Origin of the sequence: Candidatus Phaeomarinobacter ectocarpi, assembly GCF_000689395.1 — a bacterium.
GTDB lineage: Bacteria > Pseudomonadota > Alphaproteobacteria > CGMCC-115125 > CGMCC-115125 > Pyruvatibacter > Pyruvatibacter ectocarpi.
Genome location: NZ_HG966617.1, coordinates 2,811,894 through 2,834,897, shown reverse-complemented (window position 1 = coordinate 2,834,897; position 23,004 = coordinate 2,811,894). Strand labels below are relative to the sequence as shown.

General features: G+C 58.3%; 22 protein-coding genes. 6 read left to right on the top strand and 16 right to left on the bottom strand.

Annotated elements, in window-relative coordinates:
* Window positions 1–2: 2 nt before the first annotated feature.
* The 13 genes from BN1012_RS17080 to BN1012_RS13495 all read right to left on the bottom strand — a co-directional run bounded on the left by BN1012_RS17080 (window position 3) and on the right by BN1012_RS13495 (window position 13,269).
* Window positions 3–1,646: an SGNH/GDSL hydrolase family protein gene (locus BN1012_RS17080; RefSeq protein WP_052535350.1), complete on the bottom strand. Its 1,644-nt coding sequence runs from the start codon at window positions 1,644–1,646 to the stop codon at window positions 3–5.
* 38 nt (window positions 1,647–1,684) lie between these two features.
* Window positions 1,685–2,401 (bottom strand): O-methyltransferase, encoded by a 717-nt coding sequence (locus tag BN1012_RS13550; RefSeq protein WP_052535348.1) that lies wholly within the window; start codon window positions 2,399–2,401, stop codon window positions 1,685–1,687.
* Between the two features lie 30 nt (window positions 2,402–2,431).
* Window positions 2,432–3,208: a class I SAM-dependent methyltransferase gene (locus tag BN1012_RS13545; protein ID WP_043950004.1), complete on the bottom strand. Its 777-nt coding sequence runs from the start codon at window positions 3,206–3,208 to the stop codon at window positions 2,432–2,434.
* 64 nt (window positions 3,209–3,272) lie between these two features.
* Window positions 3,273–4,457, bottom strand: a complete 1,185-nt coding sequence (locus BN1012_RS13540; protein ID WP_043950003.1) for an FAD-dependent oxidoreductase — start codon at window positions 4,455–4,457, stop codon at window positions 3,273–3,275.
* Window positions 4,458–4,533: 76 nt separating this feature from the next.
* The gene (locus BN1012_RS13535) at window positions 4,534–5,412 is read right to left on the bottom strand and encodes an NAD-dependent epimerase/dehydratase family protein (protein ID WP_043950002.1); all 879 of its coding nucleotides are present in this window, start codon (window positions 5,410–5,412) and stop codon (window positions 4,534–4,536) included.
* On the bottom strand, window positions 5,405–6,691 hold the full coding sequence (locus tag BN1012_RS13530; protein ID WP_043950001.1) for a nucleotide sugar dehydrogenase: 1,287 nt from the start codon (window positions 6,689–6,691) through the stop codon (window positions 5,405–5,407). Before BN1012_RS13530 ends, BN1012_RS13535 begins: the two co-directional genes overlap by 8 nt.
* Complete coding sequence (locus tag BN1012_RS13525; protein ID WP_043950000.1) at window positions 6,688–7,620, bottom strand: Gfo/Idh/MocA family protein; 933 nt, start codon at window positions 7,618–7,620, stop codon at window positions 6,688–6,690. The genes BN1012_RS13530 and BN1012_RS13525 overlap by 4 nt, the downstream gene beginning before the upstream one ends.
* Before the next feature lie 49 nt (window positions 7,621–7,669).
* Window positions 7,670–9,217, bottom strand: coding sequence for a PfkB family carbohydrate kinase (locus tag BN1012_RS13520; RefSeq protein WP_043949999.1), 1,548 nt, complete (start codon window positions 9,215–9,217; stop codon window positions 7,670–7,672).
* A gap of 7 nt (window positions 9,218–9,224) precedes the next feature.
* The gene (locus BN1012_RS13515) at window positions 9,225–10,241 is read right to left on the bottom strand and encodes a GDP-mannose 4,6-dehydratase (protein WP_043949998.1); all 1,017 of its coding nucleotides are present in this window, start codon (window positions 10,239–10,241) and stop codon (window positions 9,225–9,227) included.
* Complete coding sequence (locus BN1012_RS13510; RefSeq protein WP_244442903.1) at window positions 10,238–11,242, bottom strand: NAD-dependent epimerase/dehydratase family protein; 1,005 nt, start codon at window positions 11,240–11,242, stop codon at window positions 10,238–10,240. Before BN1012_RS13510 ends, BN1012_RS13515 begins: the two co-directional genes overlap by 4 nt.
* Before the next feature lie 90 nt (window positions 11,243–11,332).
* Window positions 11,333–12,073 (bottom strand): transaldolase, encoded by a 741-nt coding sequence (locus BN1012_RS13505; RefSeq protein ID WP_043951111.1) that lies wholly within the window; start codon window positions 12,071–12,073, stop codon window positions 11,333–11,335.
* Window positions 12,074–12,130: 57 nt separating this feature from the next.
* Complete coding sequence (locus BN1012_RS13500) at window positions 12,131–12,691, bottom strand: D-glycero-alpha-D-manno-heptose-1,7-bisphosphate 7-phosphatase (protein ID WP_043949996.1); 561 nt, start codon at window positions 12,689–12,691, stop codon at window positions 12,131–12,133.
* Window positions 12,685–13,269, bottom strand: coding sequence for an SIS domain-containing protein (locus BN1012_RS13495; protein WP_043949995.1), 585 nt, complete (start codon window positions 13,267–13,269; stop codon window positions 12,685–12,687). The genes BN1012_RS13500 and BN1012_RS13495 overlap by 7 nt, the downstream gene beginning before the upstream one ends.
* Before the next feature lie 122 nt (window positions 13,270–13,391).
* On the opposite strand from BN1012_RS13495, the gene BN1012_RS17075 reads away from it, so the two are divergent.
* Genes BN1012_RS17075 through BN1012_RS13470 form a run of 5 tightly spaced genes read left to right on the top strand, consistent with a single transcriptional unit; the run spans window position 13,392 to window position 18,210 of the window.
* Complete coding sequence (locus BN1012_RS17075) at window positions 13,392–14,816, top strand: SGNH/GDSL hydrolase family protein (RefSeq protein ID WP_052535346.1); 1,425 nt, start codon at window positions 13,392–13,394, stop codon at window positions 14,814–14,816.
* Between the two features lie 60 nt (window positions 14,817–14,876).
* Window positions 14,877–15,560 carry a class I SAM-dependent methyltransferase gene (locus BN1012_RS13485; RefSeq protein ID WP_043949994.1) on the top strand — a complete coding sequence of 228 codons (684 nt, stop codon included), beginning with the start codon at window positions 14,877–14,879 and terminating at the stop codon, window positions 15,558–15,560.
* The gene (locus tag BN1012_RS13480; protein WP_043949993.1) at window positions 15,557–16,399 is read left to right on the top strand and encodes a transketolase; all 843 of its coding nucleotides are present in this window, start codon (window positions 15,557–15,559) and stop codon (window positions 16,397–16,399) included. Before BN1012_RS13485 ends, BN1012_RS13480 begins: the two co-directional genes overlap by 4 nt.
* Window positions 16,399–17,313: a transketolase family protein gene (locus tag BN1012_RS13475; RefSeq protein ID WP_043949992.1), complete on the top strand. Its 915-nt coding sequence runs from the start codon at window positions 16,399–16,401 to the stop codon at window positions 17,311–17,313. Before BN1012_RS13480 ends, BN1012_RS13475 begins: the two co-directional genes overlap by 1 nt.
* 24 nt (window positions 17,314–17,337) lie before the next feature.
* Complete coding sequence (locus BN1012_RS13470; protein ID WP_043949991.1) at window positions 17,338–18,210, top strand: NAD-dependent epimerase/dehydratase family protein; 873 nt, start codon at window positions 17,338–17,340, stop codon at window positions 18,208–18,210.
* On the opposite strand, the gene BN1012_RS13465 is transcribed toward BN1012_RS13470, so the two are convergent.
* The gene (locus BN1012_RS13465) at window positions 18,196–19,347 is read right to left on the bottom strand and encodes a glycosyltransferase (RefSeq protein ID WP_052535344.1); all 1,152 of its coding nucleotides are present in this window, start codon (window positions 19,345–19,347) and stop codon (window positions 18,196–18,198) included. The genes BN1012_RS13470 and BN1012_RS13465 overlap by 15 nt on opposite strands.
* Window positions 19,348–19,436: 89 nt before the next feature.
* Between BN1012_RS13465 and BN1012_RS13460 the strand changes: the two genes are divergently transcribed.
* Window positions 19,437–20,516 (top strand): glycosyltransferase, encoded by a 1,080-nt coding sequence (locus BN1012_RS13460; protein WP_043949990.1) that lies wholly within the window; start codon window positions 19,437–19,439, stop codon window positions 20,514–20,516.
* Window positions 20,517–20,525: 9 nt separating this feature from the next.
* Here the strand turns inward: BN1012_RS13460 and BN1012_RS13455 are convergent, their stop codons facing one another.
* Together BN1012_RS13455 and BN1012_RS13450 are read right to left on the bottom strand one after the other, a co-directional pair.
* Complete coding sequence (locus BN1012_RS13455; protein ID WP_043949989.1) at window positions 20,526–21,530, bottom strand: NAD-dependent epimerase; 1,005 nt, start codon at window positions 21,528–21,530, stop codon at window positions 20,526–20,528.
* A gap of 29 nt (window positions 21,531–21,559) precedes the next feature.
* Entirely contained in the window at window positions 21,560–22,858 is a 1,299-nt protein-coding gene (locus tag BN1012_RS13450; RefSeq protein WP_043949988.1) for a nucleotide sugar dehydrogenase, read from the bottom strand.
* Window positions 22,859–23,004: the final 146 nt, after the last annotated feature.

The following is a 23,004-nucleotide window of genomic DNA, read 5'->3' as shown; positions in this document are numbered from 1 at the left end:
GATTAATCAGCAACAAAACCATTCAACCTGATGTTCGCAATGTCGAAACTGGTGCCGTCTCCGGGCAAGTTGCTGCTGCCAGTGCTATCCAGAAACTGAATGAGGATGCGGACGTCGCCTGCTGGAAACTCGGCGTGGAAGTTCACGGCCTTCCAGTCGCTGCCCCGGTCTGCATCTTTGACCGACGCGCCAATACGTTGCACTGGCCCCAGACGGGTGAGATCGGCATGGTTGTTCCCAAGATCAATGTCCGCCAGAACGCCTGTGGTAGCGGAATGCAGCAACTGCAGACGGACGCGATCCGTTGACCCGGCGCGCAATTCGACCTCGATTTCGTATCGGCCAGCTTCCAGATCAGTCAGGGCAGGCAGGCTCAAATAGTGTTCGCCGGTCGGCCCCTTGGCAGAGAGTGTGTATCCCTCCTGTCCCCACCACAGGGCGCCCACATCCACAAGACCGTTGCTGTATTGGGTAATGTCCAATGTCTGCATCTGGGGTGAAAGCAGGTCGTTGAGCGGCACTGTGTATACAGATGGTCCAAACCCGGCGGTTTCGTTGAGCGGGCTTGGGTCTGGCGGCAGGTCGTTGATGGCGTCGGCAATTAGTCCGGCTACGAGGGCATTCCCGGCTGACGACATGTGCCCGAAATTGGCGTCTCCGGGACCCATGACATAGAGGGCACGCAAGTCTTCGGAGCTGACATTGGACACTTGCCGAATCCTGTCGAACTCATCGACAACAGGGATGCCCAGTGACGTTGCGCATTCGATGACCAGTTCTGCGTGACCGGGGCGTGGCGACTGTGTGTGATGAATCTGACCGCCATACTGGAGGACCAGCAGCAGATGGACCCCTGCCTCGACTGTCTGCTTCTTTATGCGATTTAGAAGCCCACAGGAGACCGCGACAGGATCATTGACGATTTTGCGGTAGGTTGAGCCAGGCGGTGAGTAGATTGGGCTGCCGGTGACCGCAGAGCGGACAACCGCGGGAAGGTACAGATTGTCCGTAATGCCGGCGTCAGGGTCATCTGCCTTGTTCTCAGACGGCGCGGGGACCGGCACATGTTTCAGTTCAAGGCCGGCGGGCGTGTCCACAAAGTATGGCTTGTTTTCCCCATAGCGGGAATATCCGGACCGAAGAATGTCCTGGTCGAAGAAACTGAGCACAACGATCTCAGGCTGCAGGATGTCCATGAGCTGTTCGGCCCGCAGGACGATCTGGTCCGTGCCATAAGCACCCACACCACTGTTCATGACTGGACGGCCAAGCTTGCTTTCCAGGTGCGCTGGCCAGGATTCCGTGTCGCCAACTTCGGAGCCAGCGGTAAAGCTGTCGCCGGCGGCAAGCACGGCACCCTTGGTCAGGACGGTGTCGGGACCATTGATGCGGATGCCGTGCTCAATGGTATTCATGTTGGGGGATGTGAGATTGTCGCGCAGGACCCAGCCGAGGGTCTCGTCATATCGATTGGAAGAACTTTCGTTCTGCGCAACGACATACTGGGTGCGCCAGTCAGACCACGGCGCCGCAGGCACGCCGTTGACGACGCGTAGTCCCACTTCCAGGAACGCGAAGCCAACAACGAATGTGCCTGCGATAACAGCACCATTAACGAGCGCTGATCTGATTGAGTTGTCTGCCACTTTTCACCTCTCCTGAATGACAGGGTAGGCGAAGAACGCTATTTGCGCACCATCAGATAGATGCCGTTTGCCAGCGGCAGGGCGATGCGCAACCAGCTGTCCTGCCCAGCGGCCCAGTCCATGAACGCCTTAGTACCGGCACCCTTTTCGTTGACGGGGGTGTCATTGGCGACGTCGCCGTGGAAGAAGCAGTCATCCACGACCATGATGCCACCGGAGTTGAGCAAGGGTTCGGTCTTGAGGACATAGTCCAGATACCGTTCCTTGTTGCCGTCCACGAAGATCAGATCGAACTTCTCGTCCTTGGGCAGGCTGTCGATGACCTCGAAAGCGTCGCCTTCGTGCAGGTCGATCTTGTCTGACAGGCCGTTGAGCTCGAAGTTCTTGCGCGCAATGGCTGCAAAGTGATCGAATTTCTCGATGGATACGACCTTGCCGTCGGCTGGAACCGACTTGGCGAAGTTCATGGTCGAAACGCCGATGAAGGCACCGATCTCAAGAACCCGCTTGATGCCCGCGACGGCAATCAGGAACTCGAAGAAGCGCATGCTGACCGGGTTTGAGGCCATTTCCTCAACGGTGAACATGTCGGTGTGCTCAAGCTTGAATGTCTCATGCGGGTTTGGAATGCCGCTTGAGGATGCAATGACCTCGTAGAGGGCCTTTGCGTAATTGTCGCCGGAGTAGTGGTAGGTGTGCTCGTGCTGGTCGGGGAGCATCTTGTCCCAGAAGTGCACTGTTTCTTTGTCGCTCATATCGATGATCTCCTGATCGGCCAGACGGATTTAGATGACGCCGTCGACGCCGGTCTTGTCGAGATAGACGATGTAGGAGCGGCCCCACCAGGAAATGTCCATGTGACGGACGATCTTCCACCGTGAGCGCTCCTGCCATTCGAGGAATGCCTTGGCGACGCCCTTCTTGGGGCTGCCTTTGTACCCGGCGAACATGTCATCCATGTAGATGACCGTGCCTTCCTGAAGGAGCGGCTCAATGAAGTTGAACACGGGAACGGCTGACTCGTAGAGGTCGCAGTCGATGTTCACGAGGGAAATCTTGCGGCCTGAATCGAGGTACTGCTTCTGCAGGTCCTTTGTCAGGCTGTCGTCGTAGTAGCCCTTGATGGTCGAGACGTTGTCCACATACATGCCGTGGTCTTTGACCATGCCCATGAACTGCTCTTCCGTTGTGGTGAGCACGCCCTTCTTCCAGATTTCCACTGACGTATCGGTGGTGGGGTCGGGCAGGCCTTCGAAGCTGTCAAAGGCGTGGAACTGCATGTTGTCGAGGTTGTGCCGGCGGGCTTCTGTCAGCGCCATGCGGAAGGTGCGGCAGCGGTGGCAGCCGAACTCGTGATAGTCACCATGCACGCGGTTGTCGGTCAGGAAGTCGAAGGTCTTGCGATAGAAGTGTGCCTTCTCTGTCTGACGGTTGGTCTGGTTGTACTGAATTTCCTCGTCGCGGCCCCAATCCTTGTGGCTGTCGGCATTGCCAAGGTTGACCCACGGCTCGTCGAGGCTGGGCTCAATTGCAACTGGTGGCGTGGTTTTCTTGTCGGACATGGAAAATTCTTTCTAGTTCAGACCCGTTGAGACTTCGGGGTGCCGGTCACACCCGGCTGGATGGTTACGACTTGAGGTCGGCTGCAACTTTCATGGCGTGATCGAGCGTGTCGTCGATGTCCACATTGTAGAGGTAGCTGCCGGCACGGCCGACGGAGAACACGCCGTCTGGCATCTCGTCGAAATACTTCTGTGCTTTGGCTTTTTCAGATTCAATCGGCATTGGGTAGTACTTGGACGTCATTGACGGAATCTCGAGTGTGATCAACGTCGTTGGCGCCTTGTGAAGCGTGAACTTCTTGTACTCGGTGATGCGGGTGAACTTCTCGTCGCCCGCAAAGTAGATGAAGTACACGTCTTCCGGCAGAGCAAATTCGACCGGCAATACGATGGTGTGCAGGTCGCGACCAACATATGGCAATTCACCGTGGCACTGCTCGAACAAATGGTCCGGCGAGATGGTGTTGACGATGATGTCGAATGTGCGCTTCTCACCGTCGATCACCACCGTCTTGTTGGGGATGTCATAGTCGGTAATACGCGTCGCCAGATGAACCTTGGCGTCTTCCGTCGCAATCTTGAAGTAGTCGTCATAGCCATTGAAGGCGATCGGATAGGCGGAGATCGCAGTATCCCATGCGGCACGGCCGCCTTCCTTCACAGTCACGCCCTTGGGGGACCAGGTGAAGTCATCGATCTGTTTATTATCGTCGATCTGCCACATCTTGCGGGAGTATTTGTCGACGAATTTCCGATAGAGGGTCTCGCCGATGGAGTTGATCCAGAAATCCTCGAAATTTGTGGCCAGCGATGCGTTGTTGAGGTTTCGCACGTCCTTGCGGGTCATCTCAGCGAGCTTCTGGTTATCAAGGCGCTGGATGGCGCTCATGTTGACGGCAGAAAGCTCATTTTCGATCTGGTTGGCTTCCGGCATCGTTGGAATGTCGTCCGCGTGGATCGGGTAGCCGTAGAACTGCTCATCGTCTGACACATAGGTCAGAAACTGATGGTCTGCGCAGCGGCGCATGGGCACGTAGGTATTGAGGAATTCATAGACGTGGGGCCATGGCGTCAGGAAGTGACGTGGGCCGAAGGTATAGGGGTGGCCGCCATAATACTGGGTGCGCACACCGGCCCCCAGAAAGGGTGCTGCCTCAACAACGGTGGTGTCCCAGCCGCCCTGCAGCTGGAGCTGGTGAGCCGCGGCGCAGCCTGCAAAGCCGCCTCCAATAACGAGAGCCGTTTTCACGTCCTATATCCCCCAAAAACCCGTCCGCAGAAGGCGGTGGGCGGTAACATTGCGGCGCACAATCGGCACGCCGCCATCATGAGTCAACCCGGTTGAAGGATTTTCGGAATCCCTCGTCGAAATCGATAAAGCTGAATGCCGGGAAGGCCTTAAGCCGAGCCGTCACATCGAAATGCCGGTGGGTAATCGGGTTCTGGCGCGGGGTGCCTGAAACACCCCCTTTGCCTGCGATTTCCACGGCCAATTCCGCGCATTCCCGGAAGGAGCGTGAGGTTCCCGTGGCGACATTAAGGATGCCGGTTGAGCGGTACTGGATGACCTGGGAGATGAGGGCGGCTACGTCCTCAATGGCCACATGGTCGCGCTTTTCCTCGCCTTCGCCGAACAATGTGATGGTTTCCCCCGCCTGAGCCTGACGCCGGTAGCGGTTCGGGCCATAGCCATTGTGAGGGTCGGCGGCGCCATACAGGAGACTGGGGCGGAGGTGAGCCAGGGGCACGCCTGCTCCCTTCATGGCAGCGGACAGCAATATCTCTCGGGCCAGATGCATGGCCCCGTGGGGCGAGCCGGGTGCCGGGGCCAGGCCCTCATGCACCAGATGGGCTGCATCCTCATAGACCGCGTCTGAGCTGATGTTGATGAGGTGGCTGACGGGGCGGGTGGACACCGCCTGCGCAACCGAATCAACCATGCGCATATTCGTTGCCATGGCAGCCGCGTCCCGGCTGGGGGCGATCGCTGAGACAAAAACCAGCGTGTCGGTCTCCTCGAGGGTGGCGGCGATCTGTTCGGCGGCGGCTGGAGCTGTCAGATCATGCTCGGCATGCCCCAGGGCGAGGTGATTGATGCCAGCAGCGTCCAGCGTGGCTGCCAGTGTGCTGGCAACAAAGCCTTCGCGGCCGAGAATGACCACGCGGCTTGGCGCTGTGGGAGATGCGTTCAGGTGCTCAAGCATCAGACACCCCCAGAGTGAGATATGAGAGGCCCGCTTTGGAGCAGGCTTTGGCGTCCAGCACCCGGTAAGGGTCAAGGACCCACTTGCCTGCCATGACGTCTGCCAATTTGGCCGGATCGATGGATTTGAAATCATCCCATGGGGTCATGATGCAGACCACGTCAGCACCATTGGCGCAGTCCAGTGGATCAGCAGCATCAATAGGGGCCGGGTGAGGGGCAGCGCTCGTTTTCACCACGGGGTCGAAGGCCGTAACCCGGTAAGGGTGCAGGTTTTCAATCATGGCGAAGGCGGGCGAGTTCTTGGTCGAGTGGGTGTTCTCCTTGTAGGAGAGGCCCAGCACTGCGACCAGCGGATCATCCATGGAGGACAGCACGCGCTCGTGCAGCGTGCGCAGCGCCCATTCCTTGCGGTAGGCGCTGTTGCGGATCCATGCGGCAATCACGGATGCGTCGCTGCCGGTTTCCTCGGCAAAGCGCGTGACGGTAATGAGGTCGCGGATCAGATTGCTGCCGCCGATGCCAAGCCCGGGGGACAGATAGGAATACTGGCCGATGCGGCGATCCAGCTTGAGCGCGGGCGCAATCTCAGACCAGTCGGCACCAATGCCTTCGCATAGCTCTGACAAGGTGTTGGCCACGCTGATGGACGCAACAAGGCAGCAATTGATCGAAATCTTGCAAAGCTCGGCGCTTTCATAGCGCATGGGCAGGATCGGGCAGTCATAGGCTTCAAGGCATTTGCGGAAGGCATCCGGCAGGGGTGCGTCAGGATCCGGGCAGCCGATGATGTAGCGCTCGGGATACAGGGCACGTTCAATGGCGCGGCCGAAGATCAGCGTTTCGACCTGGTAGAACATGTTGAGGCCGGGCCGCGTACGGGCGCGAGTAAAGCCGGGCGGCACCTGGCTGAGATTGACCAGCACCGCGTCCTCGCGAATGGCCGGAATGACTTTCTCAAGCAAGGCATCGAGGTCTGCGAGATCGCTGACACCGTCATCGGTCACGGGCACGTCTGGCGCCACATAGAGCACATCGCAGCGCTCGAGAATGGTGAGGTCGCTCGAATAGGTGATGCTGTCTTTGTTCTTGGCGGCGAGTTCAGGCAGGTCCGGCTCCAGGACCGGCATCTCGCCCTTTTCCAGCTGTCCGATGAGCGCGGCGTCAGGGTCAAAGCAAACAACGTTGAAGCCTTTTTCCGCCATGCCGACAGCGGAGTTGAGGCCCAGATGGGTCATGCCGGCAAAGCCGATGACCGGCAGCGTGTCGGTCGATGTCATCGGCTCACTTTCTCAAGGGCTTCCGCGCTCAGTTTGCCGAGCAGCCGGTTCAGCCAAATGTCGTTTGCAAGACTGGTCTTGGCACCAGAGGTCACCAGACCTTTGAAGTGGGCGTACTCAGCAGCCCATGTGGGGTCTTCCTGCACCAGCGTTTTGCTTTCCTCTGGCGGACGGCCCGAGGGCAGAACGCGCATACGGGTGGTGAAGGTGGACGGGCCCCATTTGCACAGGGACGTAATGTGGGCGGTGCCGTTTTCCGCAAAGATGTCGCACGTGAAATGGTTGCGCCACATGAGCAGCGTCATTTCCATTTCGAGCTTCGGACGGGTTTCGCCTGACGCAAACACCACATGGTCGGGTGCCTTGTTTTCGTAGTTGCTGGAGGAGACGATATTGAAGTCGTCGCCCAGATCGCCAAACCAGAACGAGGCTGTGTCGAGCAGGTGCGATCCAAGATCCGGCAACACGCCTGAGCCCTTGTCGCGCCATGCACTGTCGCGCACGAGGCGCGCCGTGCCGTTGCCGTAGAACATGCGGCAATGATAGATGCGCCCCAGCTTGCCGGAGGCAATCAGGTCATGCATCGCCACGTAGTGCGGCTCAAAGCGGTGGTTATAGGCAGTGTAGGCAACAACATTGTTCTTTTGTGCCAGTGCCTCCAGTTTCAGGAGGTCAGCGTCGTCGGCTGCAAAGAGCGGCTTTTCGACGAGGGCGTGCTTGCCGTTTTCAAACAGGTAAGTCAGCAGGTCGATCTTGGGTGCGTCCGGCACACAGCACAGGGCTGCGTCATAGTCGCCCAAGGGCACGTCCTGAATAGTCTTGTAGTCCGCATCCGGATTAACAGGATCAACCGTGGCGACGAAATCGTCCCCTGCATGGTGGCGGCGCTTATGGCCCTGAACACCAAGCCCGACGACGATCACTTTCATGCCTGCTTACTCCTCGTGAACGGCCACACGGATTGTGGTGGTCGCCGTACTAACCTTGATATGTGGCGTGTTGTTCGCTCTTGTTGATTTTTTCGAGCACGTGCTCCGGCGTCACCGGGATGTTGCCGTCGTGCTCACATTCAACAGCGGCTGCCATTGCGCCCAGCACGGCTGCGCACACCTCGCACCCACCAGCTACGTGGGCCAGGGTTGCGTAGGACAGCAGCGCGTCGCCGGCGCCAACGGCATCCTTCACGTCGTCGGCGAACGTGTCGACAGCAAAGAACGACCGAACGTCTTCCCTGTCTTCGGTTGGGCGATAGGCAATCAGGCCGCGCGGTCCAAGTTTGAGGATCAGGTTCTTGGCCTTGGATTCTTCATACAGCTTCTGAGCCAGAGGGCGGACAACACTGTCCTGGTCTGACAGCGAGAAGCGTGCTTCGCGCTCATTTGGCGTGATCAGGTCAAAGCCTTGGAACTCACAAATGTCACCCCAGCGGCTCGCGACCTGGCTGTCGGCAACCTTGAACATGCCGTCGGGAATGGCGGCGCTGAGTGTTGGGATTGTCGCCTTATTGAAAATGCCGTGGCGGAAGTCGGAGAAAACGACGCAGTCGCTTTCGACTGTCTTGATGGCATCCACCAGTTTCTCGACGATGGCCTCTGAAATTGTACGATTGTCGAGAGTGTCGACCTTCAGCATACGGTAGTCTGCACAGACGATGGCGTTCTTGTTGGTTGTCGGGCGCGTCTCATCAATGACTTCGCGCATGTGCACGCCTGCGGTGCGCAGGTCATCAATCACAAAGCTGCGCCACTTGTCGTCGCCCAGCACGGTTGAGAAGGTCACGTCTGCGCCTGCGGCGTTGAGGTGCTTGGCCACAATCCCGGCGCCGCCAACATAATCATCCTGGCCTTCATACCGAACCGAGATTGTTGGTGTTTTGGTCTGGCCGCCGATCATGGCCGTGTAGGTGTAGGTGTCGACGATGGTGTCGCCCACCACATGCGCCTTTACGCCCTTCATTTTGGAGAGCGTATTGCGCAGGTCATCGAAGGTGATGCCTTCGGCTTCCATCAAGGACAGAAGCTTGTCGGCGCCGATCTTGGGTGGCGCGGCTTCAATGATGCGCGATGACGAGTAGACGATGTCGCCCGGCGTGAAAATGAACTCCCCGCCATAGCTGTCGAGAATGTCTTTTTCAGCCTGGGTCTTCGGTGGAAGGCCGCTGGAAACGTACTCATAGCCTTTGGCAAAGTAGTCCGGCTGGATGCGGCTGAGATTTTCCAGCGGTGCTTCGTTCTTGTCGATGATGACGTAGTCGACCATGTCGAGGGCAGCGAGGTTGAGTGCGCGCAACTCTTCAGGGACGTAAGGACGGAAGTTGGCCTTTTTGATGTGTTCGTCTGCGGTCAGGCTGGCAACGAGAATGTCCGCCTTGCCGCCCGCATACATCAGATGGCGGATGTGACCAGGGTGCACGACGTCAAAGGTGCCGTGGCACATGATGACTTTCTGCTTGCGCGGGCGCGCACCAATGGCATCGACCAGCTCTTCTAGGGTCTTGATCTTGGCTTTGTACTTATTCTCAACCATGTCCGGGCTAGCTCTTCTTTGACTCTTCTTCAGGCGACAGCATCTCGAACCAGGTCTTTGTGGCCTTGGCAATCGAGTCCGGGTCCCACAGGGGAGCTTCCGCCCAATAGCCGATGTTCTGGACGATGCGCTGAACGCCTTCTTCAAAGGACACCTTGGGCTTCCACCCTAGTTCCTTCGTGATCTTGGTGATGTCCGCGAAGGTGCAATCCGGTTCGCCGGGACGTTTTGGAATGTATGTGACTTCGCCGCCCAGCAGCTCAACGAGCTTGTTCACGGACTGCGGGTTGCCAGCGCCCATATTGTAGGCTTGGCCCACAGTGTCTGAGATACCGGCGAGGTAAAACGCATTGGCAACGTCGCTCGCATAGACAAAGTCGCGGCTCTGGGTGCCGTCTCCAACGACCGTATAGGGGGTGTTGGCCAGCTTCTGACGCAGGAACACGCCGAACACAGCGCCATAGGCACCGGACGTGCGCGAGCGGGTGCCGTAGGCATTGAATATACGCACCGCGTTGACGGGCAGGCCGTAGACCTCGTGCCAGTGGAACACCGCCTGTTCACCTTGATACTTCGACAGGGCGTAGGGGTATTTCGGCTCGATGGGATGGTCTTCGCGGGTCGGCGTCTGCGCCATGCCGTAGCAGGAGGATGAAGAGGCATAGACCAGCTTCTTCAGTGTGCCCGCTGCACGCGCAGCTTCAAGCACGTGAACCGTGCCTTGAACGTTTGCGGACATGTATTCAAGTGGCTGCTCGATTGACGGTACGATGTCGCCAATGCCGGCAAAGTGGAAGACGTAGTCCACGTTCGAGAAAAGCTTGTCGCCGGGCTGAAGCGAACGGATGTCGCGCCATTCAGCGGTCACGTCATTTTTGGCGTGATGTTCGATATTGGCTTCGCGACCGCCGATCAGGCTGTCGATGACGCGGACTTCGAAGCCCTCGTCAACGAGCAGATCGACCATGTGGCTTCCGATGAAGCCCGCTCCACCGGTTACAACAGCGACAGGCTTCTTACTCATGCGGCTTCCATGGCTTTCAGACGCTTCACATTGAAGTAGAAGTCATCGGTCATGCTGTCTGGCAGCTTGTTGTCCTTGAACGCCTGGCAAAGATCGCGGATCGCGATTTCCACATTGCGCTTTGGCTCAAAGCCCAGCTGCTTGCGGATCTTGTCAGAGTTCACATGGTAGGAGCGATTGTCGTCCGTTGGTGTTGTGACGATTTCGATCTCGCCCTTTTCAGGGAAGAGTTCCTGAACGACCTTCTGGGCCAGCTCAGCAATTTCCATGATGGACATGTTCTGGAAGCCTGCATTGAAGACTTCGCCGGCGATCTTGGCGTCTTCTTCCTTCAGCAGGTGCGAGTAGAGGTCGCACATGTCTGCCACATGCAGGTTCGGGCGCTTCTGAGTGCCGCCGAACACCGTGATCTTGCCGTTGTTCACCGCGTGGTTGGTCAGGATGTTCACAGACAGGTCCAGGCGCTGGCGTGGTGCGTAGCCGCACAGCGTGGCCGGGCGGATGGTCACGCATACGAAGTCGTCGTCCTGATGCTTGAACAGCAGCGGCTCGCACTTGCCCTTGTACTCGTTGTACTGGGTCAGCGGGACGAGCGGGTGGTCTTCGGTCACGTTGGGTGAATCTGAAATGCCGTATACGGAAGAAGATGAGGCGTAGACGAAGCGCTTGACGCCGGCCTTCTTGGCCGCGACGACCATTGGCTCGAAGGCATCCATGTTGATGGAGGTGGAGAGGTTGGGGTCAAGCTCGAAGCTTGCGTCGTTGGAGATGCAGGCGAGGCTGATGACCGCATCAATGCCCTTGAAGGCTTCTGCCAGCTTGTCCGTCTCGCGAATGTCGCCTTTGACGATCTTCAGATTGGGGTTGTCCTTGGGCAGGAAATCGTCGCCGAAAAACATGATGTCGTAGACAGTCACGTTGTAGCCCTCGTCCAGAAGCTGCGGTACCAGCAGGCTTCCCACATAGCCGGCACCGCCGGTCACAAGCACATTCTTGAACACAATAGTCCCCGTTCTTTCGTCAAGTCGTTTGTAGAAGGATGAGTGCAGGCGCGCTCTGTCATTTGTTAAGCAGTGCGGCCGGGCTGCTTGTTACTCCGCAGCCTTGGAACTTGTATTGATCGTGTACCCAACCGCAGTGGCGTCCTTGTAGAACATGTCCACTGTTTCCAGCGAGTACTCGTCCAGGTCTTTGCCGATGAGGCCAAGCTTGCCGAGAATATCGTGCGCCACGGTGATGATATGGCTGCCTGAGTCTTCAGCGTGATAGATGTTCAGGAGTTCGCGCGGGCTTGCCCACAGAAGTTCAGCTTTGGGCTTTGACTTCATGATCTTGGCAGCTTCGGCCATGACGGGCACAGGGTCGATGCCCGTGTCAGCAATGCGGCCGGCGAAGACTGAAATGATGGCGGGGGTGTCGGCGTCCAGTGCGTCTGTGATCTCGCGCACCTGGTCCAGGGTAAAGACAGCAGTCACATTCGCCTGCACGCCTTTGGCTGAAATCGCGCGGATGGCAGGAACCGTCGACTCGCCCTTGGTGTTGGTCACAGGGATCTTGACGTTGACGTTCTTGCCCCATGAGGCAATTTCCAGCGCCTGTGCTTCCATCTCGACAATATCGTCAGCGAAGACCTCAAACGAAAGAGGGTGGTTCGGGATGGCCGCAATCACCTTGTGGGCAAAACCCGCATAATCCTCAACGCCAGCCTTGCGCATCAGCGTCGGGTTGGTGGTGAAGCCTTTAACCAGCGGATTTTCTGCGAGCTTGAGCATCGCATCGATATCGGCGCCGTCGGCGAAAATCTTGACCTTCAGGTCTTCAACTTTGCGCATCTGGTACATCCCCCCAATAAGCACAATTTCAAGTTTCAACGGTGCGATAGCTGAAATTCAGTCGGCGCGCCCGGAAATAATAATGTCTGCCGCCTCGCTCAGCCCCGAAACCGTAAAGTCAGGAGTGAAAGTGAGGTCTTCATGATAGCCATAGTCCACAAAGAAGGTGGTGCAGCCTGCCGCCTGTCCAGCGCCAACATCACGCCACCTGTCTCCGACCATAAAGCTTTGTTTTAATTCGACTTTCCAGTCTTTTGCCGCTTCGGTCAGGAGGCCAGGTTTTGGCTTGTAGCATGGGCAATCAGGCCCTTCAACGCAAAAGCAGGCGCGGATATCGTCCAGCGCCAGCGTTTCGCGCATCATGTCATGAATGGCGTCCACAACCGACTGCAACTGTTTCCCTGTGGTCACATCTGGCTGGTTGGTTGCAATGATGGTGAGGTAGCCGGCTGCCTTGAGGCGCTCCAACGCGTCCTTCACGCCAGGCAGGATGACGACATCCTCAAGCGTGGCGGGCGGATAGGGTTTGCCATTGCGGACAACGGACTCGTTGATAATGCCGTCCCGATCGAGGAAAACGGCCCGCCTGAGCTCAGAACCGGCTGGTCCTGCTACCACTTGGTTGATTTGACCTGCAAAGCCGGGTGCGACACGAGGCAATGCCAGACCACGGCCTGGAAAGCTTCTGAGTGCGGGGTGACCAGATCAGGGTCAGGGTTGGGAACCACAACTACGATATCGCCGTGCTTGGCGGTGTGGCCTGTGTCCTTGCCAACCACGCCAAAGATCTTCATGCCCAATTCCTTGGCGAGATCTACAGCTTTGACGATGTTCGGGCTGATGTTCTTCTCTTTGTTGCCGCCGCCGACTGAGAAAACCAGAATCGCGTCTTTCTCATTGGCGCGACTGACTTTCATCCAGGCATCAAAGATCGTATCCCAGCCTTCATCATTGGCGCGGGCTGTAAGCTCGGACACATTGTCGACCGGCGCATAGGCCTCGACATTGCAGAGCTTGCGGAAGTCATTGACGGCATGGCTGCAATTGCCTGCGCTGCCGCCGACACCGAGAATAAAGAGGCGGCCGCCGCGTTCACGCAGGTCTGCAAGCTCTTGCGCCATGCGATCAACGTCTGCTGCCGGAAGGCCCAGAGCGATGTCTGCGGCCAGCTTAAAAAAGTTCTCTGCGTGGCTCATTTGCTTGCGCCTCTGCTCTCCATTTCGTAAGACCCGCTCATGTACCCGGCACATGGCGGCAATGCAATGCAGCAATGGCGGTTGGGTCAATAAAATCAGCTATTTGGGGTCGGGGGACACCGGTGGAGACGATTGCTGAAGCGTTTGAACGTGCGCGCGCGCGGGTTTTGACCCTCTGGCACGCCATTGGGTGGCAACTTCCCGGACTTGCCATTGCCTCGGTGGCGCTTGTCGTCCTTGCTGTCCTCCTCACACTTTCGGCAATATTTGCGGAGCCGCTGGGTCTTGGGCTGACGGAAGCTTTTTATCTGTTCCTCGCCTTTGGCTGGTCACGCACCACCACTGTCTTGTTGATGGCCGGATTGGTCGTGGTCGCGTGTGTGTTGTTCGTCATCGCGTATGTCGGTAAGCCCGACAAAGAGTCCAGCAGGTGGGTGGCCTTCAGGACGATCCTTGGCAATTCCGGGCTGGTTCTGGCATCGGTTCTTGTCGGGCTGGTGATCCTGGAAGCCGCAGTCCGGGTGATGGACGGCGTTGATTTCTGGCCGTTGCGGAATATCACTGCCGAGCGGCATGCCTTGCTGCGGACCCAAACGGCCAATGTCTACCATCCTGATGTGGGGTGGGTGCTTGCTCCCAATATGCCGGGCAAACCCGACGAGCCCGAAGGCGTGTCGCTTACGACCGGTGCGCATGGCGTGCGCATGAACGACTTTGAGATCAAGCCCTTGCCGAAAGGCGGCATTCTGGCGTCCGGCGATTCGTTCACGGCAGGCTCGGAAGTGGGCAACAAGTACACTTGGCCGGCACAGCTTGAGCAGTTGCTGGGGACACCCGTGGTGAATGGTGGTGTTGGTGGCTGGGCCACCGACCAGATCGTCCGCCGCGTCTATGATCTGCTGCCAGTTGTTGAGCCTAAGACCGTTGTGGTGTCGTTTTTTCAGGATGACATCCTGCGGAGTGGCTACCGGACGTATGCGGGGTCAAACAAGCCGTGGTTCACAGTCGAGAATGGTGAACTGGTGCGGCACTATGATCCTGTGCCGCTGTTCACGGGCAAGGCTGAGGAAGTCGGCGGGCTCAGCGTGCTCGGGTATTCCTATCTGGTGACCTTCGTTTCGGAACGTATTGATCTTGGCACTCATTGGGCCCGGTCCCAGACCAGCTATGTGGCCGCGGACAATGACCCGGTCGCGGTCAGCTGCAAGCTTCTGGAAAAGCTTCAGGATGACCTGGATGCTGCGAATGTGCGCCTGCTGTTCGTGATGCAGTTCGGCGGGCGCGCCGCGATTGATATCGTCGAACGCCAGCCCCATGCGGTTGAGGTGATTGAATGCGCCGAGGCGGCCGGCATCGAGACCCTGGATATGTGGCAGCCGCAAAAGGATATCGGCCTGCGCGACATGGATGCCTATCGTGGCCTGTTCGTGATGCATGACGAGAACCGGATTTTTGGGCACATGTCCAATGCCGGCAACAAGCTGGTGGCTGAACATATTGCCGAGCGGCTTAAAGTGACCCCCGCCTTGAATGCCCAGCAGCCATAAGATATTGCACCTGCTGAATGAAACCGACTGCTGACACCCACTACCGGAACCGGAAACCTCATGGCTGAAGTCAATCTCCTAAGCGCCTTTCCGCGCAAGAAGCGCAACATTGAAAAGCGCGCGTCCGCAAAGACGGATGAATTGATCGCCCTGTCGCGGGAATATGGCGAAGAGTATTTCGACGGCCCCCGTGAAGTCGGCTATGGCGGCTACCGCTACGACGGTCGCTGGGTCCCCATTGCCAAGGACATGATTGCGCACTGGAACCTGAAGCCGGGCGACCGGGTGCTGGATCTTGGCTGCGCCAAGGGGTTTCTGGTCAAGGACTTCATGATTGCAGAGCCGGGCATCCAGGCCTTTGGCTCCGACATTTCGGGTTACGCGATGATGAACTGCGAACCGGAAGTGGTGGGACGCCTGCATCAGCACGACCTCAATGACCCGCTGCTGTTTCCAGACGACAGCTTTGATGCTGTGATCTGCCTCAACACGCTGCACAATCTGAAGCGGCCGCAGCTCATTAATGCGTTGTCCGAAATTCAGCGCGTGGCGCGGGACAACAAGGCCTATGTGCAGGTGGACAGCTACCGCACGCCGGAAGAAAAAGAGATTTTCGAGGACTGGGTTCTCACGGCCTATACCTACGGGTATCCCGATGAGTGGAAAGCCATCTTCGACGAAGCCGGATACAAGGGCGACTATTACTGGACGCTGATCCTTGGAGAGGACACGGAAACCGAATGACCGCAACTGAACAAAACGCGTTCGATGTGGCTGCTGCGAAGGATCGCTGCAAGCGGCATCGCAAGCGCATCCTCGACATGACGCAGTATGTGACCGCGCTCCATGTGGGTGGTGCGTTTTCGTCCACCGAAATCGTGGATTGCATCTACTACAATCTGATGCGTCCAGGCCCCAATGGTAACCCTGTAGGCGACGACGCGCCGGACACTTTCTTGATGTCCAAGGGGCACGGCTACATGATTCAGGTCATGCTGCTTGTGGATCTTGGCATCCTCACCGAGGAGCATCTGCGGGGCTATTGCACACCGCACGGCATACTTGGGGTGCACCCGGATTATGGCAATCCAGGCATTGAAGCCTCGACCGGTTCGCTGGGCCACGGCATGGGCATGGCGCTGGGTATGGCGTATGCGGAGAAAACCCGCGGCACCAACGGCACGATCTACACGGTGATGTCTGACGGTGAAGTGCAGGAAGGTTCCACCTGGGAGGCAACGCTGATGGCGTCGTCGCTTGGTGTGTCGAACCTCGTGGCTTTCATCGACAACAACAATATGCAGAGCGCGACGTTCACCACGGACACGCATCCCAGCTTCTACCCGGTTGTTGAAAAGTACCAGGCGTTTGGCTGGGAGGCTGTTGAAGTAGACGGCCATGACAGCGAAGCGATCTTCAATGCTGTGCAGAACCGCTCAGGCGACAAGCCTTTGCTGGTGAACTGCAAGACAACCAAGGGCAAAGGCGTGTCCTATATGGAGAGCGTGCCCATGTGGCATTACCGCTCGCCTGATCCCGAGGAATACAAGCAGGCGATCCGCGAGATCGACGAGGCCAACTAATGCGCAATATGTTCTCACAGACACTCTTTGAGTGCGCCAGCGAAAACCCTGACATCTACATTGTGGTGGCAGACATTTCGCCTGCCGGTCCGATGATGGATTTTCAGACCAACCATCCAGACCGCTTCATCAATGTGGGTGTGGCCGAGCAGACGATGATCGGCATGTGTGCCGGTCTGGCGCTCAAGGGCTGCCAGCCGTTTGCCTACACCATCGCAACGTTCACGCTGTATCGCCCCTTTGAAATGGTGCGGGATGATCTGGGCTACCAGAACCTGCCGGTGACGATTGTCGGCATGGGCGCAGGCGTTATCTATTCAACGCTGGGCGGTACGCACCACACGATGGAAGATGTTGCGGTGGCGAGTGCCATTCCCAACATGCGTGTGCTGGCACCGTGCGACCCGGCGGAACTTGTGGAAGCGACACGCTATTGCGCTTACCAGAAGGAAGGCCCGGTCTATCTGCGCATCGGCAAGGCGGGCGAGCCCACTTTCACGGACACAGCTGTGGACAAATTCGAGTTCGGCAAAATCCGCTACATCCAGAAGGGCACGGATGTCTGCATCCTTGCCTATGGCACGATCATGGCCAAGGCTATGGAAGTGGCCAAGGAACTGGAGGCCAAGGGCAAGTCTGTGTCGGTTGTTTCCGCTCACACGATCAAGCCGCTGGACCGTCCGGGCATTGAGGCAGCGCTCAACGGTCATGATCAGGTCATCGTGGTTGAAGATCACGTGCCTGAGGGCGGGTTGTCCTCTCGAGTGAAACAGATTGCCTGGGATGTGCAGGCCAAGTGCAAGCTGCACACCTTCACGCTCAAGGACGAGTTCATTCACAACTATGGCAGCCAGGACGACCTTCTGGCCGCGCACGGCATCTCGGTACCGCTCATTCTTGAGCAGGTTGCCTAGAGCCCTTTCGCGAAAGGCCGCATCATGAAGGTGCTGGTCACCGGAGCAGGTGGGTTTGCCGGCGGCTATGCCGCCCGGCGGCTTGCTGCTCTGGGTCTGGACGTCGTGGCCCTCACCCGGTCCAGTCCGGTAACACCGCCTGATGAAACAGACGCTGCGTCCCGGTTTTCCGTTGTGCATGCGGACCTTGCTGCCGGCGATGAATTGCCTGCGATGGATGCGGTTGTGCATGCGGCTGCAACGTCCATCTGGGATGGCATCACGGTTGATCAGATGCTCGGTGACAATGTGGCTGCTACGCAGGCTCTGGTCCGGCATGCGCTGGCTTGTGAGGCCAAGGCATTTGTTTTCTTTTCTTCCTTTTCCGCCTTCGGAGACGTTGCCGATGATGTGGTCAGCGACGCGACGCCGTCGGTCAATCCGGATGCCTACGGACTGACCAAGCTGCTGGGCGAGCGATTGCTGGAGGATGTGCGTGACACGCTTCCATCGCTTTCCATTCGTCTGCCCGCAGTGATTGGCCCGGGGTCGAAGCGCAACTGGCTGTCGGAGTGTGTGCGCAAGCTCAAGGCTGGGTTGCCGTTGAGTTATGTGAACCCGGATGTGCGGTTCAACAACGCCTGCCACATAGAAGACCTGACGCAGATGATTTTTGGCTGGTTGTCAGGCGACCGCACAGGCGCGCACATGACAGCAGTTGGCGCCGGCGGCGATATGGTTGTGCGTGATGTGGTGGCGCGGCTTGCGCAAGGCCTGAACACGACGTCTGAGATCAGCGTCGGCGACCGGGAGCTGCGGACGTTCCTCATCGATAGTTCGCGGGCCCAGAACGAGTATGGCTACGCGCCCATGAGCGTCAGCGACATGCTCGACAGATTTACTTCAGAGAACCGATAGCGGTTGCTTGTCCAACGTGGATTCGATGGCTGCCTGAGTGTCCGTAATCAGTTTTGATACGGACAGTTCTTCTTCGATGCGGGCGCGTGTGCGATGGCGCAGGTCCGGCTCTGACTTTACCCGACCCAACAGACGTCCAAGCGCTGATGAAAGCGCCTGCGCGTCGCCAGGTGGTGCGGTCTCGCCGGTGTCTCCGACCACGAACGGCCCATCACCCAATTCTGTCACCACACAGGGTGTGCCACAGGCCATGGCCTCGGCGGGCGCATTGGGCGTGCCTTCGCCATAGAGCGATGACAGGACAGCAATATCGCTGGCGCTGTACACGGCCTGTGTGTCTGACACATTTCCCAGGAAGTGGACGCGGTTTGCCAGGCCAAGGGTAGCGGCCTGTGCCTCGAGGCTGTTTCTCAGCGCATCAGGGCCGCCGCCTGCGATGATCAGATGCGCCTTCGGGTCATTCAGGGTGGCGAAAGCGTCCAGCAGAACACCATGTCCCTTGACCGGGTCGAGACGGGCAACGATGGAGATGACAGGTGCGTCGGCTGTAATGCCGAGCCGTGTGCGCAGGGCTGTTCCGGCCTGTTCGTCGCGGCTGAACCGGTCGGTGTTTATGCCGTTGCGGATGGCGATGCCGTTGGAGGTGCTGATACCCTGACTTTGTGCAAAGGCGAGGCCCGTCTGGGAGTTGGCGATGATCAGGTCCGCGGACCGCGACAGGCGTGTTTCCAGGCGGAACAACAGCTTTTGCAACGCATCCTGATGGCCATCACGCATGTCGGACGTCCGAATGCCCCAGATGAGCTTGTGGGGGCGTGCAAAAAGCCTAAGCGCTGCGGCCAGGAGATTGGCGCTGTCCATGTAGCTGTGCACAGCTTGCGGACGGATGCGCCGGATGAGTGACAGATAGGTCCGCAGCGGGCCGATGAGGTGCCAGCGGCTTGTTTTGCCCAGGTCGTGACGCCCGATTTTGGGAGAAAGGGTCTCTTCAAGGTCGCCGCCGGGATAGTAGGTCACAACGCTGATGGTCCAGCCATTGTCGGCCAGACCATTTGCCAGCGCCACAAGCTGACGCTCCGCGCCGCCTGTTTCCAGGCTGCGGATCAGAAACATCAGATTGGGCTTTTTTGCACTCACGTCGTCAGTGTCCGATTGCGGGGCGCCGTTGCGCGCAGGATTTCTTAGGGGTAAGCACCTAGAGGCTCAAGAGAAACGATAGAGATTTCATGTCCAGTCGCCGCGTCCTGCACGTCATAACATCACTGGACCGTGGCGGCACGGAAGGGTTTCTGGCCGGGCTGGCGCCAAAACTGCGCGCGCGGGGTGTCGAGCAGGAAATCGCCGTGATGGTGGACGGCGGCGACCATGCCACCACCCTGCGGGATGCGGGCTTTGTGGTGCATGAGCTTGGCATGTCCCGTGGCGTGCCTGACCCGCGAGGTCTTCTGCGGCTGGCGCGGTGCATGAAGGCGTTCGAGCCTGACGTAGTTCAGGGATGGCTCTATCACGCAAACCTTGTCGCAGCGCTGGTCAAGTCTGTCGCGGCACCTAGCGCCAAACTCATCTGGAACATCCGGTCAGTTGAAATGGACCCGGCTGATTATGGCTGGAGTTTACGTCTGGTCGTGAAGCTTGGTGCCTGGCTGTCCCGCCGACCCGCAGCGGTGGTCTTCAACAGCGACGCGGGCCGTCAGGCCCATCAAAATCTGGGCTTTGCGCCGGACAGGCTGACGGTCATCCAGAATGGGATTGATACACAGAAATTCCGGCCGATGCCTGACGCGCGCGCAGCCATGCGGGCGTCTCTCGGGTTGAATGACGCAACTGTTGTTGCTGCCGTCATCGCGCGCAACGATCCGGCAAAGGATCTGCCGGGGACTATCGCGGCTCTGGATCATGCTGGCGGCGTCACGGGTGTGTTCGTGGGGACGGGCACGGATACACTGGATGCGGGTCAGCATGTCACTTTGGGGATGCGCCGCGATGTGCCGGAGATTCTCTCTGCCTGCGACATGGTTGTTCTGGGGTCGAAGAGCGAAGGTTTTCCCAATGCGGTGGCGGAAGGCATGGCGGCGGGCCTGCCTGCTGTTGCCACAGATGTGGGGGACGTACCGCTGATCGTCGGTGACTGCGGGCGCGTCGTGCCTGCGGAAGACCCCATGGCGCTGAGCGCTGCAATTGCTGCTATTGCACAGATGTCGCCGGGCGAGAGGGCGGCTTTGGGTGCCCGGGCACGGGCACATATTGAACAGTCATTCTCGATGGATGTGTGTGTTGACCGGTTTGCGGCTTTGTATGAGCACTAGGCACGCACTCTAGTTGTAGAATGTGCGGTACCAGTCGATGAAGTTGCCGATGCCTTCGTCAATCGACGTGCGAGGCTCAAAGCCTGTGTCGCGGCGCAGGGGTTCGATGTCTGCGTAGGTGGCAGGCACGTCACCGGGCTGGAGCGGCAGGAAGTTCTTTTTGGCTTCAAGACCCAGATGTTTTTCGATTGTCTCGATGAATGTCATCAGCTCAACGGGCTTGTTGTTGCCGATGTTGTAGACACGGTAGGGCGCGTGGCTCGCGGCGGGATCGCCTGAAAGCGGGTCGTAGTCCGGGTTCGGCGTCGGTGTGTTGTCGGCAACGCGGATGACGCCGTCCACAATGTCGTCAATGTACGTGAAGTCGCGGCGGTGCTTGCCGTGGTTGAACACGTCAATTGGTTCGCCTGCAATGATCTTGCGGGTGAACAGGAACAGCGACATGTCCGGGCGGCCCCAGGGGCCATAGACCGTAAAGAACCGTAGACCGGTCGTTGGCAGGCCATAGAGGTGTGAATAGGTATGTGCCACCAGCTCGTTGGCTTTTTTCGTGGCTGCGTAGAGGCTGACGGGATGGTCCACGCTGTCTGCCGTTGCAAACGGCATTTTTTCGTTTGATCCGTAAACGGAGCTTGAGGACGCATAGACGAAATGCTCGACCTTTGCTTCTTTGGCCAGGTCGATCATGTGCTGGAAGCCAATGATGTTGGCCTGGATATACGCGTCCGGATTTTCGATGGAGTAGCGCACGCCGGCCTGTGCCGCGAGGTGGATGATCTTCTTGATATTGTGCTGCTCGAAGATTTTGGTGAGGGCCGGTTTGTCTTCCAAAGAGGCCTTGTGGAAAGTGAAACCATCACGGGAGGCGAGACGTTCCAGCCGGGCTTCTTTCAGGCGCACGTCATAATAGTCGTTGAGATTGTCCAGACCGACAACGGTTTCGCCCCGATCGAGCAGCACATGGGCTGCGTGAGAACCGATAAAGCCGGCAGCGCCGGTGACGAGCCAAGTCATGATGTGTCCTGTCTGGAGTGGTCGTTGCGTTAAAGCCGGGTGTCGGTGTCGTTTGCGTCAAAGGCCCATTTTAGATCGGCAAGAATGCCAGCGGGCTTGAGGAATTCCTTCACACCCTTGGCACCCATTTGTTCAAAGGCATCGTGGGCGACCGCAAGAACGGCGGCGTCATAAGCGCCTTTTTCCGGGGCCTCAACCAGATCAAGGCCGAGTTCCTTGCGGGCCTCTTCAGCGTCAACCCAGGGGTCATGCACGTCCACGGTCACGCCGCGGGCCTGCAGATAGGAAATCGTGCGGGCCACAAGGGTGTTGCGGATGTCCGGGCAGTTTTCTTTGAAGGTCACGCCCAGCATCAGCACGCGGGCACTGGCGGGTGCTGTACCCTTGGAGATCATCGCGTCGAGCACCAGTTGGCCCGCATGGTCGCCCATGCCGTCATTGATGCGGCGTCCGGCCAGGATCATTTCCGAGTGATGACCTACTTCCTGCGCCTTGTGGGTCAGGTAGTAGGGATCAACACCGATGCAGTGGCCGCCGACAAGGCCGGGGCGGAACGGCAGGAAGTTCCATTTGGTGCCTGCGGCCTTCAGCACTTCTTCCGTGTCGATGCCAAGGCGCTGGAACAGAACGGCAAGTTCGTTGACCAGGGCGATGTTGACGTCGCGCTGGGTGTTTTCAATCACCTTGGCGGCTTCTGCCACGCGAATGGACGAGGCCTTGAAAGTGCCTGCCGTGATGATGCTGCTGTAAAGCGCGTCAATCAGATCTGCGGCCTGTGGCGTTGAGCCTGAGGTGACCTTTTGAATGTCAGCGAGGCGATGCTTCTTGTCGCCGGGATTGATGCGTTCGGGGCTGTAGCCGCAGTAAAAGTCCTCATTGAATTTAAGGCCGGACACTTTTTCCAGCACAGGCACACAGTGCTCTTCAGTGGCGCCGGGAAACACGGTCGATTCATAGACAACGATGTCGCCGCGCTTGAGGACCTTGCCGACCGTTTCGCTGGCCCGTTCAAGATAGGACAGGTCCGGGCGTTTGAAGGCATCGATGGGCGTTGGCACGGTGACGATGAAAAAGTTGGCGCTCGCCAGATCATCGGGGTTGGAGGCAAATGTCAGCTGAGAGGCGGCGGCTAGCTCATCGGGCTCAACTTCGCGGGTTTCGTCATGCCCTGCGGTCAGGTCGGCAACGCGCTTTGGATTGACGTCGAATGCAATTGTCGGGCGAGCATGGCCAAAGGCAACCGCGACCGGCAGGCCCACATACCCTATGCCGATGACGGCAGGGCGGAGGCCTGAGATCTCTGCGGGAAGCTCGGCTGGTTTCGCCATCTCGGCGTCCTTCTGGAAATGGTCCCATGTGCGGGAATATATGCCTGCTGTCTTTGCAAGGGCCGCTGGAAAAAAGCAAGTCCACAGGGGGATTGATGGTGAATTTGGCGCCCGGCTGTCGTGCAGGTTGCGGGCGGGGCTTGGGA

Bases quoted from the DNA above. Each gene is read 5' to 3' on its own strand.
- BN1012_RS13550 (WP_052535348.1), bottom strand. From the start codon at position 2,401: ATGAGCGACAAAGAAACAGTGCACTTCTGGGACAAGATGCTCCCCGAC.
- BN1012_RS13545 (WP_043950004.1), bottom strand. From the start codon at position 3,208: ATGTCCGACAAGAAAACCACGCCACCAGTTGCAATTGAGCCCAGCCTC.
- BN1012_RS13535 (WP_043950002.1), bottom strand. From the start codon at position 5,412: ATGCTTGAGCACCTGAACGCATCTCCCACAGCGCCAAGCCGCGTGGTC.
- BN1012_RS13530 (WP_043950001.1), bottom strand. From the start codon at position 6,691: ATGACATCGACCGACACGCTGCCGGTCATCGGCTTTGCCGGCATGACC.
- BN1012_RS13525 (WP_043950000.1), bottom strand. From the start codon at position 7,620: ATGAAAGTGATCGTCGTCGGGCTTGGTGTTCAGGGCCATAAGCGCCGC.
- BN1012_RS13520 (WP_043949999.1), bottom strand. From the start codon at position 9,217: ATGGTTGAGAATAAGTACAAAGCCAAGATCAAGACCCTAGAAGAGCTG.
- BN1012_RS13515 (WP_043949998.1), bottom strand. From the start codon at position 10,241: ATGAGTAAGAAGCCTGTCGCTGTTGTAACCGGTGGAGCGGGCTTCATC.
- BN1012_RS13505 (WP_043951111.1), bottom strand. From the start codon at position 12,073: ATGCGCAAAGTTGAAGACCTGAAGGTCAAGATTTTCGCCGACGGCGCC.
- BN1012_RS13495 (WP_043949995.1), bottom strand. From the start codon at position 13,269: ATGAGCCACGCAGAGAACTTTTTTAAGCTGGCCGCAGACATCGCTCTG.
- BN1012_RS13485 (WP_043949994.1), top strand. From the start codon at position 14,877: ATGGCTGAAGTCAATCTCCTAAGCGCCTTTCCGCGCAAGAAGCGCAAC.
- BN1012_RS13480 (WP_043949993.1), top strand. From the start codon at position 15,557: ATGACCGCAACTGAACAAAACGCGTTCGATGTGGCTGCTGCGAAGGAT.
- BN1012_RS13475 (WP_043949992.1), top strand. From the start codon at position 16,399: ATGCGCAATATGTTCTCACAGACACTCTTTGAGTGCGCCAGCGAAAAC.
- BN1012_RS13470 (WP_043949991.1), top strand. From the start codon at position 17,338: ATGAAGGTGCTGGTCACCGGAGCAGGTGGGTTTGCCGGCGGCTATGCC.
- BN1012_RS13460 (WP_043949990.1), top strand. From the start codon at position 19,437: ATGTCCAGTCGCCGCGTCCTGCACGTCATAACATCACTGGACCGTGGC.
- BN1012_RS13455 (WP_043949989.1), bottom strand. From the start codon at position 21,530: ATGACTTGGCTCGTCACCGGCGCTGCCGGCTTTATCGGTTCTCACGCA.
- BN1012_RS13450 (WP_043949988.1), bottom strand. From the start codon at position 22,858: ATGGCGAAACCAGCCGAGCTTCCCGCAGAGATCTCAGGCCTCCGCCCT.